This is a genomic window from Nocardioides silvaticus, assembly GCF_003160695.1.
GTDB classification, from domain to species: Bacteria; Actinomycetota; Actinomycetes; order Propionibacteriales; family Nocardioidaceae; genus Nocardioides; species Nocardioides silvaticus.
In genome coordinates this window covers 720,631-735,390 of sequence record NZ_QGDD01000001.1, presented here as the reverse complement: position 1 = coordinate 735,390, position 14,760 = coordinate 720,631, and the positions used below count along the sequence as shown (strand labels likewise).

10 protein-coding genes are annotated in these 14,760 nt (G+C 70.4%); 2 read left to right on the top strand and 8 right to left on the bottom strand.

Annotated features, from left to right (window positions below; genetic code table 11):
- Positions 1 to 3: 3 nt before the first annotated feature.
- The 4 genes from DJ010_RS03315 to DJ010_RS03300 all read right to left on the bottom strand — a co-directional run bounded on the left by DJ010_RS03315 (position 4) and on the right by DJ010_RS03300 (position 4,584).
- Positions 4 to 1,230, bottom strand: coding sequence for an ROK family transcriptional regulator (locus DJ010_RS03315; protein ID WP_109692169.1), 1,227 nt, complete (start codon positions 1,228 to 1,230; stop codon positions 4 to 6).
- Between the two features lies 1 nt (position 1,231).
- On the bottom strand, positions 1,232 to 2,551 hold the full coding sequence (locus tag DJ010_RS03310) for a sugar ABC transporter permease (RefSeq protein WP_170124605.1): 1,320 nt from the start codon (positions 2,549 to 2,551) through the stop codon (positions 1,232 to 1,234).
- A gap of 11 nt (positions 2,552 to 2,562) precedes the next feature.
- Positions 2,563 to 3,372, bottom strand: a complete 810-nt coding sequence (locus DJ010_RS03305) for an ATP-binding cassette domain-containing protein (protein WP_109692168.1) — start codon at positions 3,370 to 3,372, stop codon at positions 2,563 to 2,565.
- 108 nt (positions 3,373 to 3,480) lie between these two features.
- Positions 3,481 to 4,584, bottom strand: coding sequence for a sugar ABC transporter substrate-binding protein (locus DJ010_RS03300; RefSeq protein WP_109692167.1), 1,104 nt, complete (start codon positions 4,582 to 4,584; stop codon positions 3,481 to 3,483).
- Positions 4,585 to 4,749: 165 nt separating this feature from the next.
- Here DJ010_RS03300 and DJ010_RS03295 point away from each other — a divergent pair, with 165 nt between their 5' ends.
- Positions 4,750 to 5,349 carry a GNAT family N-acetyltransferase gene (locus DJ010_RS03295; protein ID WP_109692166.1) on the top strand — a complete coding sequence of 200 codons (600 nt, stop codon included), beginning with the start codon at positions 4,750 to 4,752 and terminating at the stop codon, positions 5,347 to 5,349.
- Here DJ010_RS03295 and DJ010_RS03290 read toward each other — a convergent pair.
- The 4 genes from DJ010_RS03290 to DJ010_RS03275 all read right to left on the bottom strand — a co-directional run bounded on the left by DJ010_RS03290 (position 5,346) and on the right by DJ010_RS03275 (position 13,602).
- A complete protein-coding gene (locus DJ010_RS03290; RefSeq protein ID WP_109692165.1) occupies positions 5,346 to 7,919 on the bottom strand; it encodes a bifunctional FO biosynthesis protein CofGH in 2,574 nt (857 codons plus the stop codon). The genes DJ010_RS03295 and DJ010_RS03290 overlap by 4 nt on opposite strands.
- A 93-nt stretch (positions 7,920 to 8,012) precedes the next feature.
- Complete coding sequence (locus DJ010_RS03285; RefSeq protein WP_109692164.1) at positions 8,013 to 10,151, bottom strand: MMPL family transporter; 2,139 nt, start codon at positions 10,149 to 10,151, stop codon at positions 8,013 to 8,015.
- 74 nt (positions 10,152 to 10,225) lie between these two features.
- Positions 10,226 to 12,382 carry an MMPL family transporter gene (locus DJ010_RS03280; protein WP_109692163.1) on the bottom strand — a complete coding sequence of 719 codons (2,157 nt, stop codon included), beginning with the start codon at positions 12,380 to 12,382 and terminating at the stop codon, positions 10,226 to 10,228.
- 179 nt (positions 12,383 to 12,561) lie between these two features.
- Positions 12,562 to 13,602 carry an LLM class F420-dependent oxidoreductase gene (locus DJ010_RS03275; RefSeq protein ID WP_109692162.1) on the bottom strand — a complete coding sequence of 347 codons (1,041 nt, stop codon included), beginning with the start codon at positions 13,600 to 13,602 and terminating at the stop codon, positions 12,562 to 12,564.
- A 91-nt stretch (positions 13,603 to 13,693) separates the two neighbouring features.
- On the opposite strand from DJ010_RS03275, the gene npdG reads away from it, so the two are divergent.
- Positions 13,694 to 14,389, top strand: a complete 696-nt coding sequence (gene npdG / locus DJ010_RS03270; protein ID WP_109692161.1) for an NADPH-dependent F420 reductase — start codon at positions 13,694 to 13,696, stop codon at positions 14,387 to 14,389.
- The last annotated feature ends 371 nt before the right edge of the window (positions 14,390 to 14,760 follow it).

Sequence of the window (14,760 nt, the reverse complement as noted above, 5' to 3'; positions counted from 1 at the left end):
GTGTCAGCCGGCGAGGCGGGCGGAGGCGTCGGTGACGGCGCCGGCGAGGCTGGCGACCGGGTCGACGAAGACGGGCTCGAGGGCCATCTCGGCGGCGCCGAGGAGGACGGAGTCCTTCCCGAGGCCGGGGAGGGTCAGCCGGACGGAGTCGCGGGCGGGGACCAGGGCGCGTTCGGCCAGGCCAGCGGTCACCTCGGCACGGCAGAGCCGGAACAGCGGGAGGAAGTAGCCGCCGAGGATCACGATGCTCGGGTTGAAGATGTTGACGACGGCGGCGAGGCCGCGGCCGAGGTCCATCGCGATCGGGCGCAGCTCGCGCGGGGCGGTGCTCATCTCGTCGAGGATGTCGCCCAGCCGCGGCACCTGGTCGGCGGAGCAGCGCAACGCCTCGGCGATCGCGGGAGCGCCGACGACGGTCTCCCAGCAGCCCCGGCTCCCGCAGTGGCAGGGCCCGCCGCGCGGGTCGTGGTAGAGGTGGCCGACCTCGCCGGCGTACCCCGCGACGCCCTCGAGCCGCCGGCCACCGGACATCACGCCCGCACCGACACCGACGTTGCCCGAGATGTAGACCAGGTCGCCGACGCCGACGGCCGCGCCGCGCCGCTGCTCGGAGAGCGCGCCGAGGTCGGCGTCGTTGCCCAGCGCGATCGGCACGTCGAGGGACAGCGCGGCGAGCACGATCGAGCCGAACGACACGTCGTGCCAGTCGAGGTTGGGCGCGTGCCGGATCAGGCCGTCGCTGCGCCGCACCAGACCGGGTACGGCGACGCCGATCCCGAGCAGCGCGGCGTCCGGACCGGTCGTCGTCACCACCTGCTTGACCAGGCCCGCGATCGTCGCGCCCACCTGCCAGGCCTCGGGCTCGGGCGGGATGGTCGCGGTCGCGCGGTCGAAGACCCGGCCGCCCAGGCCGACCCGGGCCACGGTGGCGCGGTCGACGCCCAGGTCGACGGCGACGACGTACGGACCGTCCTCGCGGATCCGGACGCCCGCCGACGGCCGGCCGGCGCTGCGCCGTCCCGTGGCCGGGGAGGCGTGCTCGATCAGCGCCAGCTCGTCGAGCTCGGTCACCAACCCGGCGATGGTCGAGCGGTTGAGCCCCATCCGTCCCGTCAGCTCGGCGCGGGACACCTCGCCGGAGTCGTGGACGTGCCGCAGCAGCGTCCCGAGGTTGTGGCGACGAACGGCCTCCTGGTTGGTCCCCGTCCCCGCTCGCGGTGCGCCGGTCACCTTAGACCCCCGCGGCCGAACGACGGCGGCGTGAGATCGCGTCGACGCTGGCAGCGAGCAGGAGCACCCCTCCGGTGACGAGGAAGTTGATGTAGCTCGCCTGGTTGAGCAGGCCGAGCCCGTTCGGGATGGTCGCGATGACGAGGCCGCCGACGACCGCGTCGATGGCGCGGCCACGGCCGCCGAAGAGGCTGGTGCCGCCGATGACCGCCGCGCCCACGGCGTACAGCAGCTCGTTGCCGCCGCCGGAGCCGGGCGAGACCTTGCCGGTGTACGACGCCGCCATCAGCCCGCTGATCGCCGCCATCGACGAGCAGATGACGAACGCCGCGATCTTCATGCGGAGGACGCTGATGCCGGCTCGACGCGCGGCCTCGGCGTTGCCGCCGACCGCGTACAGGTGGCGACCGAACCGCGTCCGGGTCAGCACGAACGTCCAGAACAGCAGGAGCGCGATGACGACCGGAGCGACCCAGGGGATCCCGCTGATGTTGAAGGCGAGCGGGTTGACGGCGCGGTTCTCGCTGAGCAGCGCGGTGAGGCCCAGCACGATCGTCGCCAGCAGCACGATCCGCAGCACGACGAGTGAGGTCGGCTTGTGGACCAGTCCCTTGCGGATCCGGGAGCGGTGGCTCCAGAGCGAGAGCCCCGCGTAGCCCACCACGATCGCGATCGCGGCGATCCAACCCGCCGTGACCGGCACGTTCTTGATCGACAGCCCCCGCAGCACCTCGTCGTTCCACCGCAGCGAGCCGCCCGCGCCGATCAGCTTCAGCGGCACGGCCTGCAGCGCCAGGAAGAACGCAAGGGTGACGACGAACGACGGGATCCCGAGCGCCGCGACGAGGGTCCCGATCGCGAGCCCGATCACCGCGCCGGCGGCGAGGCCCGCGAGCGTCGCCAGCCACCAGACCCAACCGTGGTCGATCATCATCAGCGCGATGATCGTCGCCGAGGCGCCGCCTGCAACGCCCGCGGACAGGTCGATCTCGCCGAGCAGCAGGACGAAGACCAGGCCCATGGCCAGCACGCAGATGGAGCCGGCCTGGACGACCAGGTTGGCCATGTTGTAGGTCGTGAGGAACCCGTCGTGGAGGGACGAGAACACGATGAAGAGCGTGACCAGGCCGAGGATCGCGGGGAGCGAGCCCATGTCGCCACCCTTGAGACGGCCGAGATAGGCGGTTCCCTCCTCCGCCAGCAGCCGGCGTTCCTGCACGAAACCGCGCCGGACCGCCGCCTTGACCCGTGCCATCCGGGAGCCGCCGTCGGAGGGGGGCGCCGGGGTCTCCGTCGCGCTGTGGTCGGGCTTGATGCTCATCCTTGCGCCTCTCAGATCGTGGCCGAGGCCACGTCGCGGATACCGAGGTCGCCGGACCGGCCGGCCGTGATCAGCTCGACGATCTGGCTGTGGCTCACGGACTCGGCGGGGACGTCGGCGGCGACCCGCCCGAGGTAGAGCGCGGTGATGCGGTCGGCGACCTCGAGCACGTCGTTCATGTTGTGCGAGATCAGCACCACGCCGAGGCCCCGATCGGCCAGTCGGCGGACCAGGTCCAGGACCTGCCGGGTCTGGGCGACGCCCAGAGCCGCGGTCGGCTCGTCGAGGAGCACGATCCTGGAGTTCCAGAGCACCGCCTTGGCGATCGCCACGGTCTGCCGCTGACCGCCGGAGAGGCTGGCGACGCTCTGGCGGACCGACTTGACGGTGCGGACCGAGAGGGAGGCCAGGGTCTCGCGGGCCTTCTCCTCCATCGTCAGGTCGTCGAGGGTGATCCCGTTGCGCAGCTCGCGGCCGAGGAACATGTTGTCGACGATGTCGAGGTTGTCGCAGAGCGCGAGGTCCTGGTAGACGACCTCGATGCCGAGCGCGGAGACGTCACGGGGGCCGTGCACGTTCACCGGCGCGCCGTCGAAGAGGTAGTCGCCGCTGTCGCGACCGTAGATGCCGGCGATCACCTTGACCAGCGTCGACTTGCCGGCGCCGTTGTCCCCCACGAGCGCGGTGACCTGCCCGGGGTAGACGGCGAAGTCGACGTCGTGAAGGACGTGGACCACGCCGAAGCTCTTGTTCACGCCGCGCAGCTGCAGCAGCGGCGCGGGGTCGGGCACGGAGCCCGGGTACGCCGGGATCTCGGACATCGTGGGCTCCCTCTGGGAAGACGTCAGTGCGGCCGGAGTGGCCGAGGATTGTTGTGGCGAACAACGAACGGGGCACCCGCGCTGGAGCTGCGCGGGTGCCCCTCGTCGTCAGGGCGTGATGCCGGCGTCCGCGCAGAGCTGCTCGAACTCACCGGTGCAGACGTCGTCGTACGTCATGCTGCCGTCAGCGAAGACGTTCTGGATCTCCTCGGCGATGTTGTCCTTGGTGATCGCCACCGGGTCCAGGATGACGGCCGGGACGTCCCGGCCGCCCTCGGCGTCCTCCACCGTGCCCGTGGTCTCCGGCTCCTCGCCGTTGGCGAGGGCGATCGCGGCGTCGGCCAGCGCCTGGGCCTCACCGACGGACGACTTGAAGACGGTCATGCACTGGGTGCCGGCGAGGATGTTCTGCAGACCCTCGACGGTCGCGTCCTGACCGGTGACCGGGACCTTGCCCGCCTGGCCGTTGCCCTCGAGGATGCTGATCGCGGCGCCGCCGAGGCCGTCGTTGGCAGCGAGGACGCCGTCGACGTCACCACCGGCATCGGTGTACATCTGCTGGAAGATCGTCGCCGCCTCCTCGTTGTCCCACTCGGGGACGGCCTGCTCGCCGACCACGTTGTAGTTGCTCATGCCGTCGAGCACGTTGTGCGCGCCCTCCGCGAAGAGGGTGGCGTTGTTGTCGGTCGGGGAACCGTTGAGGTAGACGATGTTCGCCTCCTTGTCGCCGAGGCAGTCCGCCAAGCCCTGGCCCTGCAGCTCACCCACCTTGACGTTGTCGTAGGAGATGTAGACCTCGGCAGAACCGCCGAGGGTGAGGCGGTCGTAGTCGATCGTGAGGACTCCGGCCTCCGCCGCCTTCTCCTGGATGGCAGCGCCCGACGCGGAGTCGAGGTTGACGATCGCGAGCACCGTCGCGCCGTCGCCGATCATGCTGTCCGCAAGCGCGGTCATCTTCTCCGCGTCGCCCTCGGTGTTCTGGATGTCGTACTTGATGCCCGCCTCCTCGAACGCCGCCTCCATCGCGGGACGGTCGGCGGCCTCCCACCGCACCGAGGACTCCGTGTCGGGCAGGATCACGCCGATCTTCGCGTCGCCGGCTCCGCCGCCGCCACTTCCGCCGTCGCCGCCGCCGTCGTCGTCGCCGCACGCCGAGAGCGAGAGCGCGAGCACCACACCCGCAGCCGCCAGCGCACCGTACTTGCGCTTCACATCAACCGCCTCCTCGCGATTCCGCCCCTCGCTGACGTCGACTCTCGGCGTCCGTGGCGCGGTATATATGTTGTTCGGGACAACATATGGAGTGACAGTGGTCACGTAAAGAGGCGGACGGAAAACTTTTCCTGCGAGGGACGTCGGGCTGGCAGGGTGAGCCACGTGGAGATCCGACCCGCGACCGAGGCCGACACCGACGCCATCGCCGGCGTGATCACCGCCGCGTTCGGCGACGAGGGACCGAAGGTGGCCGCGATCTGGCGCGACGTCGTCGCGGGTGGCCTTGACCGGGCCAGCCTGGTCGCGACCGAGCGGACCGACCGCTCCGAGGGGTTCGAGGACGGGGTCGTGGGCCACGTCGGTCTCAGCCACGGCTGGCTCGACGCCCGCGACCGGCTCGTCGACATCTTGGTGCTCAGCCCGTTGAGCGTCCGGCCGGACCGGCAGGGCGCCGGTATCGGCACCACGCTGCTCGCGGCCGCCGTGGAGGCGGCCCGGTCGACCTCGGCGCCCGCCGTCTTCCTGGAGGGCGACCCGCGCTACTACGGCGCCCGCGGTTGGCAGCCCGCCGACGCGCACGGCATCGAGGCGCCGTCACGGCGGACACCCGGGCCCGCATTCCAGGTCGTGCCGCTTGCCGGGTCGCCGCTGCCTTCGGGTCGTGTGGTCTACCGCGACGTCTGGTGGGTCCATGACTCCGCCGGCCTGCGCGACCCGGCGCTCGCCGAGGTGGAGGCCGCGCTCGGGAGCGGTCGTTCCTAGCGGGCGGGCGGCACGCCGTACGTCGTCGTGCGCTCGCGCACCGGGCGCCCGATGCCCGCGCCGATCTCGGTCAGCTCGGCGACGGTCTTGGCGGAGCCGTGCTCGGAGCCGGCCATCCGGGAGATCGTCTCCTCCATCAAGGTCCCGCCCAGGTCGTTGCAGCCCGCGCGCAGCATGGCGCGGGTGCCGTCGACGCCGAGCTTGACCCAGCTGGTCTGGATGTTGTCGATGCGGCCGTGGAGCAGGATGCGGGCCATCGCGTGGACGGCGAGGTTGTCGCGCATCGTCGGCCCGGGACGCGCCACGCCGGCCAGGTAGATCGGCGCGGAGGTGTGCACGAACGGGAGCGGCACGAACTCGGTGAACCCGCCGTGGCCGTGCTCGCGGGCCTGGTCCTGCACCTTCGCCAGCACCCGCAGGTGGCCGACCCAGTGACGCGGGTTGTCGACGTGGCCGTACATCATCGTCGACGTCGTCGGGATGCCGAGCCGGTGCGCGGTGCTGACGACCTCGATCCACGTGCGGGTGGGCAGCTTGCCCTTGGTGAGCACCCAGCGAACCTCGTCGTCGAGGATCTCCGCGGCGGTGCCGGGCAACGACCCGAGGCCGGCCTCGCGGGCCTTGATGAGGAAGTCCTCGATCGACAGCCCGGTGCGGGCGGTGCCGTTGACGACCTCCATCGGCGAGAACGCGTGCACGTGCATCTCCGGTACGCGCGACGTCACCGCCTGGACGAGGTCGAAGTAGGCCGTGGCCGGCAGCTGCGGGTCGATGCCGCCCTGCATGCACACCTCGGTGGCCCCGAGGTCCCAGGCCTCCTGAGCGCGGTCCGCCACCTCGTCGTACGACAGCGAGTAGGCGTCCGCATCCGTACGCCGCTGCGCGAACGCGCAGAACCGGCAACCGACGTAGCAGACGTTGGTGAAGTTGATGTTGCGGTTGACGACGTAGGTCACCTCGTCGCCCACGACGTCCCTCCGCAGGTCGTCCGCCAGCCGCACCACCTCGCGCAGCAGGTCGCCCTCGGCCGTCATCAACGTCAGCGCGTGCTCGTCGGACAGGCCGCCGGGGTCCTGCTCGGCAGCGCGCAGGGCGGATAGTCCCTGACGAAAAGCACCTGAATTGCCGCTGGAGACGTGCTTTTCGTCAGGGACTATCGCGCTGGCGGCGGTCGACCGGGCGGCGGCAGCGACCTCGTCCCAGTCGCCGTAGACGCTGGAGAAGTCGCTGCGGCGGTCGTCGGTGCGGCCGTCGGTGTCGACGGCAGCGTGGAGGTCGGTGCGTCCCGCGGACTCGAAGCCGCCGTCGGGCTCCTGCCAGGGCAGGCCGGCGGGGCGGATGCCGGGGACGGCGAGGCCGTCAGGGCCGGCGAGGGCGGCGACGTGGCCGGCGACCCGGGGGTCGAGCCAGGGCTCGCCGCGCTGGAGGGCGCCGACGACGTACTCCGGGTGCACGGTGAGCCGGGCCTTGAGCTCGAAGCCGCATTCCGCCGTCAGCTCGCGGAGCCGGTCGAGCGAGGGCCACGGCCGCTCGGGGTTCACGTGGTCGGGGGTGAGCGGCGAGACGCCGCCCCAGTCGTCGACCCCCGCCTCCAGCAGCAGCCGGCACTCGGTGAGGTCGACCAGGTTGGGCGGCGCCTGCACCCGCGCCTTCGGACCGAGCACGAGGCGGGTCACGGCGATCGTCGCGCGGTACTCGTCGAGGCCGAGGTCGTCGACGTGCCGCATCGCGGTGTCCGGCTTCGCGCGGAAGTTCTGGACGATCACTTCCTGGATCGCGCCGTAGGCCCGGGACGTACGACGCAGCGCGAAGATCGTGTCCGCACGCTCCTCGAGCGTCTCGCCGATGCCGACGAGCAGCCCGGTCGTGAACGGGATCGAGTGCCGCCCCGCGTCCTCGAGCACTCGCAGCCGGACGTCGGGGTCCTTGTCGGGCGACCCGTAGTGGGCCGCGCCCTTGGTCTCGAACAGCCGGCGCGAGGTGGTCTCGAGCATCATCCCCAGCGACGGCGAGACCGGCTTCAGCCGGTTCAGCTCCTCCCACGACATGACGCCGGGATTGAGGTGGGGGAGCAGTCCGGTCTCCTCGAGCACCCGCACCGCCATCGCCCGCACGTAGGCCAACGTCGAGTCGTAGCCCTGCTCGTCGAGCCAAGCGCGCGCCTCGGGCCAGCGCTCCTCGGGCCGGTCGCCCAGGGTGAACAACGCCTCCAGGCAGCCCAGCGCGGCACCCTCGCGCGCGATCGCGAGGATCTCGTCGGGGGAGAGGTACGGCGCCCGCCCGTCGCGCGCGGCCTGCTTCGGCGTCTCCACGAACGTGCAGTAGTGGCACTTGTCGCGGCACAGCCGGGTGACCGGGATGAAGACCTTGGGGGAGTAGGTCAGCACCCCCGGCCGGCCGGCGGCGACGAGCCCCGCGTCGCGCACCTTGGCCGCTGCGGCGGTCAGGCGGTCGAGGCCCGCGCCGGTCGCGGCGAGCAGCACGGTCGCCTCGTCGGGATCGAGGGCGGCGCCACGCTCGGCGCGCGCGAGCGCACGGCGGACCTGCTGGGGGGTGGGCAGCTCTGACATCGCTGCAAATCGTAACGGACCACCCGCGAAACTAGAACACGTTCTAGTCCGGGGTGGTCCGTTACGGGGGACGGTTCGGCCCCGTCCGGACGGTCAGTCCAGTGCGGGCACCTTCTCGCGCTCCGGCTCGCCGCCGCTGCTGTCGACGGACGCGCCGGGTCGGTCGAGCCGGCTCGGCCACCAGATCCGGCCGCCGAGGTCCAGGTTGATCGCTGTCACCAGCACCGACCGGACGATCATCGTGTCGAGCAGCACGCCGAGCGCGATGGTCGTGCCGATCTGCAGCGCGAACGTCATCGGCATCGTCGCGAGCATCGCGAACGTCGCCGCGAGCACGAAGCCTGCCGAGGTGATCACGCCACCCGTGGACGAGAGCGCGATCAAGGACCCCTTCCTCGTGCCGTGGTTGACGGTCTCCTCGCGCACCCGGGTCATCAGGAAGATGTTGTAGTCGATGCCCAGGGCGACCAGGAACACGAAGGCGAACAACGGGAACCCGGGATCGACGTGGTTCAACCCGAAGATGAAGTCGAACACCAACCCGGAGATGCCGAGCGCCGCGCCGAAGGACAGGACCACTGTGCCGATGAGCAGCAGCGGTGCGAGCAGGGTCCGCAGCAGGACGATCAGGATCAGCAGGACCGCCACCAGGACGATCGGGATGATCACCTTGTTGTCCCGCTCGGACGCCTCCTCGATGTCCATCGTCAGGGCCGTCCACCCGGTGACCTGCGCGTCGTCGGACACCGCGTGCACCCGGTCGCGCACCTCGAGGACGGCGTCCTTCGACAGGTCGGAGACCGAGTCGGTCTGCAGCGATGCCTGGACGAGCGCGACGTCGCCGTCGATGAACGGCGGCAGCGGGGCGTCGAGCCCGTCGATCCCGGTCATCGCCTCGGCCACCGCGTCGGCCTCGTCGGCCCGGACGACGACCTGGACCGGCGTGCTCGCATCGACCAGCTCGTGCTCGTTGAGCAGCTCCTGCCCGACGACCGAGTCGACCTCGTCGCCGGCGTAGATCTCGTCGGCCGGGACGCCGGAGGTGTCGAGGCGGAAGACGCCGAGGCAGAGGGCGCCGAGCACCAGGGCGGTACCGATCCACACGATGCGCGGCCGCTTCTCGATGCTGCTGCCGACCCGGGCCCAGAGACCCGAGGCGGTGGGCTCCTCGGTGCCGAAGTGCGGCACGAACGGCCAGAACACCCAGCGGCCGAAGATCACCAGCAGGGCCGGCAGCAGCGTCACCATGACGACGAACGTCACCGCGATCGCGACCGCGTTGGCGGGCCCGAGGCCGGCGGTGGAGTTGAGCTCGGCGAACATCAGGCAGAGCAGGCCGACGACCACGGTGGCGGCGCTGGCGAGGATGGCCGGTGCGGCGCGGTGCAGCGCGAACGCCATCGCCTCGTGCCGGTCCTCGTGCCGGCGCAGCTCCTCCCGGTACCGGGCGACGAGCAGCAGCGCGTAGTCGGTGCCGGCGCCGATCACCAGCACCATCATGATGAACTGCGTCTGGCCGTTGATGGTGAGGCCGGCGTACTTCGCCAGGAAGTACAGCAGTCCCATGGAGATCCCGAGACCCATCACCGCGGTGACGATCGGGAGGAACCAGAGGATCGGGCTGCGGTAGCTGACGAGCAGGATGAGGATCACCGCGAGCAGCGTGATCAGGAGCAGCCGGCCCTCGAACCCCTCGAACGCGGCGGCCTGGTCGGCGGTCTGGCCGCCGGCGCCGGCGACGTAGACCTCGACGCCGTCGGTCTCGGTCAGCTCGCGGATGTCCTCGGCGACGTCCGGCATCTCGTACCAGACCTCGTCGCCGCGGTTGATCGTGAAGTCGAGCTTGGCGACCTGGCCGTCCTCGGAGACGTAGGGCATCGGGATGCCGGCCTCCTGCGCGCGGGCCGGGGTGAGCACGTCGGTGACGCCCTCGATGTCGTCGATCTCGGCCGCGTGCTCCTCGATGGCGGCGAGCTGGGCCTCGGTCAGGCCGTCCTCGTTGTAGTAGACGACGGTCGTGCCCATGTCGTTGGGGTCCTGGAACGCATCGAGCCGTTCGATGGCCTGCGTCGACTCCGCACTCTCGGGCAGCCAGGACGAGATCTCGTTGTCCTGGACGTCGAGCAGCTTGCCGGCGAAGGAGCCGAACCCGGCGGCTGCTATGACGACGACGACCAGGACGATCCACTTGGTGATGGGGCCGGTGAGCTTGCCGGCGATCTGACGGTGCATGCGACCAGCCTCCCAGGGACCGGGGACACCGGTCATCAGACTTTTTACCTACCCGGTCCCTGGACGGCTGCTGCCTACCTCAGAGCGCCTACCTCAGAGGGCTCCGGCTCGGCGCCTGGCTCCTCGCCGGGGCCGAGCGGCCGGTCCTCGCTGTCGAGCCTGCTCGGCCACCAGACCTTTCCGCCGAGGTCGAGGTTGAGCGCGGTCACCAGGACCGAGCGGACGATCATGGTGTCGAGCAGCACCCCGAGTGCGACCGCGATGCCGAGCTCGGCGAGGAACACCAGCGGGATCGAGCCGAGCACCAGGAACGTCGCCGCGAGCACCAGACCCGCCGAGGTGATCACCCCGCCCGTGGAGGAGAGCGCGATCAACGAGCCCTGGCGGGTGCCGTGGTTGACGGTCTCCTCGCGGACCCGGGTCATCAGGAAGATGTTGTAGTCGATGCCCAGGGCGACGAGGAACACGAACGCGAAGAGCGGGAAGCCCGGGTCCGCGCCGGCGAAGCCGAAGACGTACTCGAAGAGCAGCGTCGAGAGACCGAGCGCCGCGCCGAAGGACAGCACGACCGTCCCGATCAGCAGGATCGGTGACAGCACCGCCCTCAGCAGCACCATGAGGATGAGGAACACCGCCACCAGGACGATCGGGATGATCACCTTGTTGTCCCGGTTGGCCGCGGTCTTCGTGTCGAGGTAGAACGCGGCTCCGCCACCGACGAGGGCGTCGGCGCCGTCGACGTCGTGCACGGCGTCGCGGGTGGCCTCGACGATGTCGAACGCCGCGGTCGAGGAGATGTCGGCGCGGATCGTGGCCTCGAAGTACGACCGGCCGTCGCTCACCGGCGAGGCCTCGCCCGGGTCGCCGAGCCCGTCGACGCCGGCGACCGCCTCGCGCACCGCGTCGATCGCGTCCTCGTCGGCCACGACCTGCACGGTGTTGGAGTTGTCGCTCAGGTCGTGCTCCTCGAGCAGCTTCTGACCCTTGATGGAGTCGAACTCCTTCGTGTAGGTGTCCTCGGTCGACAGTCCGGCCGTGTCGAGCTTGAACAGGCCGAGGCAGGCGATCAGCAGCAGGCCGGCGGTGACCGACCAGACCAGCCGCGGACGCGGGCGGATCGCGTTGCCGACCCTGGCCCACAGGCCCGACAGGGTGGGCTCGGCGGCGTCGAAGTGCGGACGCTTGGGCCAGAAGATCCACCGGCCGACGATCACCAGCAGCGCCGGGAGGAGCGTCACCATGACCAGCACGGTCACGGCGATGCCGACCGCGAGGACCGGACCCATCCCCGCCGTGGAGTTGAGCTCGGCGAAGACCAGGCAGAGCATGCCGACGACGACGGTCGCGCCGCTGGCGACGATGGCCGGCGCGGCCCGGTGGAGGGCGAACGCCATCGCCTCGTGCCGGTCCTCGTGCCGGTGCAGCTCCTCGCGGTACCGCGCCACCAGGAGCAGGGCGTAGTCGGTGCCGGCCGCGATCACCAAGATGCCGAGGATCGCCTGGCTCTGGCCGTTGACGGTGAGGTCGGCGTACTTCGCCAGGAGGTAGACCACGCCGCCGGAGATCATGTAGGCGACACCGGCGCTGATGATCGGGAGCAGCCACAGCACCGGGCTGCGGTAGGTGAAGAGCAGGATCACGATGACCACGCCGAACGTGATCAGGATGAGGTTGCTGTCGATGCCCTCGAACGCCTCGGACGCGTCGGCGGCCTGGCCGCCGTACCCGGCCAGGTGCACGGTCACGCCGTCGATCTCGGCGATGTCGCGCACCTCGTCGGCGGCCTCCGGCACGGCGTTCCACCCGTCGTCGCCGAAGTTCCAGACGAGGTAGAGGTAGCCGACCTCGCCGTCCTCGGAGAGCAGCGGCTGCGGGGAGCCCGCCTGCTCGGCGGCGTTGGGCGACAGCACGCCCCGGTCGGTCACGCCGTCGGTCTCGGCGATCTCGGCCGCCTGCTCGTCCATGAGGGCGAGGTCGTCGTCGGTCAGCCCGCCGTCGCGGTGGTAGACGACGAGGGTCGGGATGTCGTTGGGGTCGACGGTCTCGGAGAGCTCCTCGAGGACCTTGGTCGACTCCGCCGACTCGGGGAGCCAGGAGGACGCCTCGTTCTCCTGGACGTCGATGAGCTTGGCGTTGAGAGCGCTCATCCCGACCGCCGCTGCCAGGGCGATGACCAGGACGATCCACTTGGTGACGGGGCCGGTGAGGGTGCCGGCGATCTGACGGTGCATGGATTCGAGCCTTCCAGTGAGCACGGAGACCGTGCATCAGGGTTCCGCCCGATCCGACCCTGAATCTCCCTGGGATTCATCGCTGGATCTCGCTGTCGTTCGGGAAAAGCGGGATCGGCCCGGTGCGCATCATGAAGACACGCGACCGGACCGATCTGTGACAGCTCGGAGGAGCTGGGTCAGGAGACGAGCTCCTTCATCCGTCGTACCAGCGCCGGTGCGTCCTCGACCGCCGGCATGATCTGCAGGTTGGTGACACCGGACTCGCGGAACGCGGCGATCCGCTCCTTCACGTAGGACTCCGGTCCCACCAGGTTCATCAGCTCGAGCACCTCGAGCGGCACCGCCGCCTCGGCCTCCTTCTTCTTGCCGTCGAGGTAGAGGTCCTGGATCTCCTTGGCCTCGGCCTCGTAGCCGTACGACACGAACAGCTGGTTGTAGAAGTTCTTGTCGCGCGCGCCCATGCCGCCGACGTACAGAGCGACCAGCGGACGGGCGAGGTCGAGCAGCGCCTTGGTCTCGGGGCCGTCCCCGATCGCGCACAGGGCGCCGGCGACGACCTCGAGCGGCGCGAGGTCGGCGGACCGGTTGGCCCTGCCCTTGGCGAGCGGCTCGGCCCATGCCTTGTCGGCGTGCTCGGGGATGTAGAGGTGCGGGAACCACCCGTCGGCGATCTCCGCGGTCATCTCGACGTTCTTCGCGCCGAGCGCGGCGATGTAGATCGGTACGGCGGACCGCTCGGGGTGGGTGAGGATCTTCAGTGCCTTGCCGAGGCCGGTGACGCCGCCGTTCTCCTTCGTCAGCGGGAGCTTGAAGTGGCCGTCGCTGGTCAGCGGCTCGCGGCGCATGCCGCGGCGGATGATGTCGATGACCTCGCGGGTGCGGCCGAGGGGAGCGGAGTAGGGGACGCCGTGGAAGCCCTCGACGACCTGCGGGCCGGAGGCGCCGAGCCCGAGGATCGCCCGGCCGCCGCTGACGTTGTCGAGGCCGGCCGCGGTCTGCAGCAGGGCGCCCGGCGTCCGGGAGTAGATGTTGAGGATCGCCGAGCCGATCTCGATCGTCTCCGTCTTGGCAGCGAGGTAGCCCATGAGGGTCGGGGAGTCGAAGCCGTACGCTTCGGCCACCCAGATGCTGTCGAGGCCGGCACGCTCGAGCGCCTGGACCTGGTCGGCGGCCTCACGCGGGTTGCCGGCGTACATCAACGAACTGGAGAGCTTCATCGCATCCCTTCCGAGGGTCAGTGGTTCCGACCAACTGTGACAGTATTACTGTCACGGTGTCGAGCGTGTGTGACGAGATCGAGGAGAACAAGTGACGTCAGACGTCAAGTACCGCGTGGCCGTGATCGGCGGCACCGGTCCGCAGGGCAAGGGACTCGGCTACCGCTTCGCGCAGGGCGGGCACACCGTCGTGCTCGGCTCCCGCGCCGCGGAGAAGGGTGAGGCGGTCGCCGCGGAGGTCCGCGAGAAGCTGGCCGGCGCCGCGGGTGCGGGCGAGGTCTCCGGCGCGAGCAACGCCGACGCCGTCGAGCAGTGCGACGTCGTGCTCCTCGCGGTTCCGTACGACGGCCACGACGAGCTGGTCGCCTCGCTCCCGCTGGCCGGGAAGACCGTGATCTCCTGCGTCAACCCGCTCGCCTTCGACAAGCGCGGCGCACACGGCAAGATCATCAACAACGGCGAAGGTTCCGCCGCCGAGTCGGCTCAGGAGCTCGCCCCCGAGGCGACCGTCGTCGGTGCCTTCCACAACGTCTCCGCCGTCGGCCTCTGGGAGGAGCCCGGCCTCCTCGACGAGGACGTCATCGTCGTCGGCGACGTCGTCGAGGCCAAGGAGGTCGCGATGAACCTCGCCGCCTCGGTCACCGGTCGCGTCGGCATCGACGGCGGCAAGCTGCGCCTGGCCCGTCAGCTCGAGCCGTTCACCGCCGTGCTGATCTCGATCAACCGGAAGTACAAGGTGCACTCCGGCCTGCGGATCACGGGACTCTCACCCGACGCGTCGCACTGACCGCTGGTCTCGATACGTCGCTCGCTGCGCTCGCTCTACTCCTCGACGACCAGTTCCCGGAGCTTTCGGTCGTCGAGTAGGCCGAGCGCTCTGGCGCGAGGCCGTATCGAGACGCGGTGAGGTGCGTGCTCGCCGTTGGTGTTCGGCTTGGGGCGTCTCGATACGTCGCTCGCTGCGCTCGCTCCTACTCGACGACCACCTCGCGGAACCCTTCGGTCGTCGTATGGAGACGCGGTGAGGTGCGTGCTCGCCGTTGGTGTTCGGCTTGGGGCGTCTCGATACGTCGCTCGCTGCGCTCGCTCTACTCCTCGACGACCAGCTCCCGGAGCTTTCGGTCGTCGAGTAGGCCGAGCGCTCTGGCGCGAGGCCGT

Excerpts from the sequence above, each read along its gene's own strand:
- DJ010_RS03275 (WP_109692162.1), bottom strand. The coding sequence starts at position 13,602 with ATGAAGCTCTCCAGTTCGTTGATGTACGCCGGCAACCCGCGTGAGGCC.
- DJ010_RS03290 (WP_109692165.1), bottom strand. The coding sequence starts at position 7,919 with ATGTCAGAGCTGCCCACCCCCCAGCAGGTCCGCCGTGCGCTCGCGCGC.
- DJ010_RS03280 (WP_109692163.1), bottom strand. The coding sequence starts at position 12,382 with ATGCACCGTCAGATCGCCGGCACCCTCACCGGCCCCGTCACCAAGTGG.
- DJ010_RS03305 (WP_109692168.1), bottom strand. The coding sequence starts at position 3,372 with ATGTCCGAGATCCCGGCGTACCCGGGCTCCGTGCCCGACCCCGCGCCG.
- DJ010_RS03285 (WP_109692164.1), bottom strand. The coding sequence starts at position 10,151 with ATGCACCGTCAGATCGCCGGCAAGCTCACCGGCCCCATCACCAAGTGG.
- DJ010_RS03310 (WP_170124605.1), bottom strand. The coding sequence starts at position 2,551 with ATGAGCATCAAGCCCGACCACAGCGCGACGGAGACCCCGGCGCCCCCC.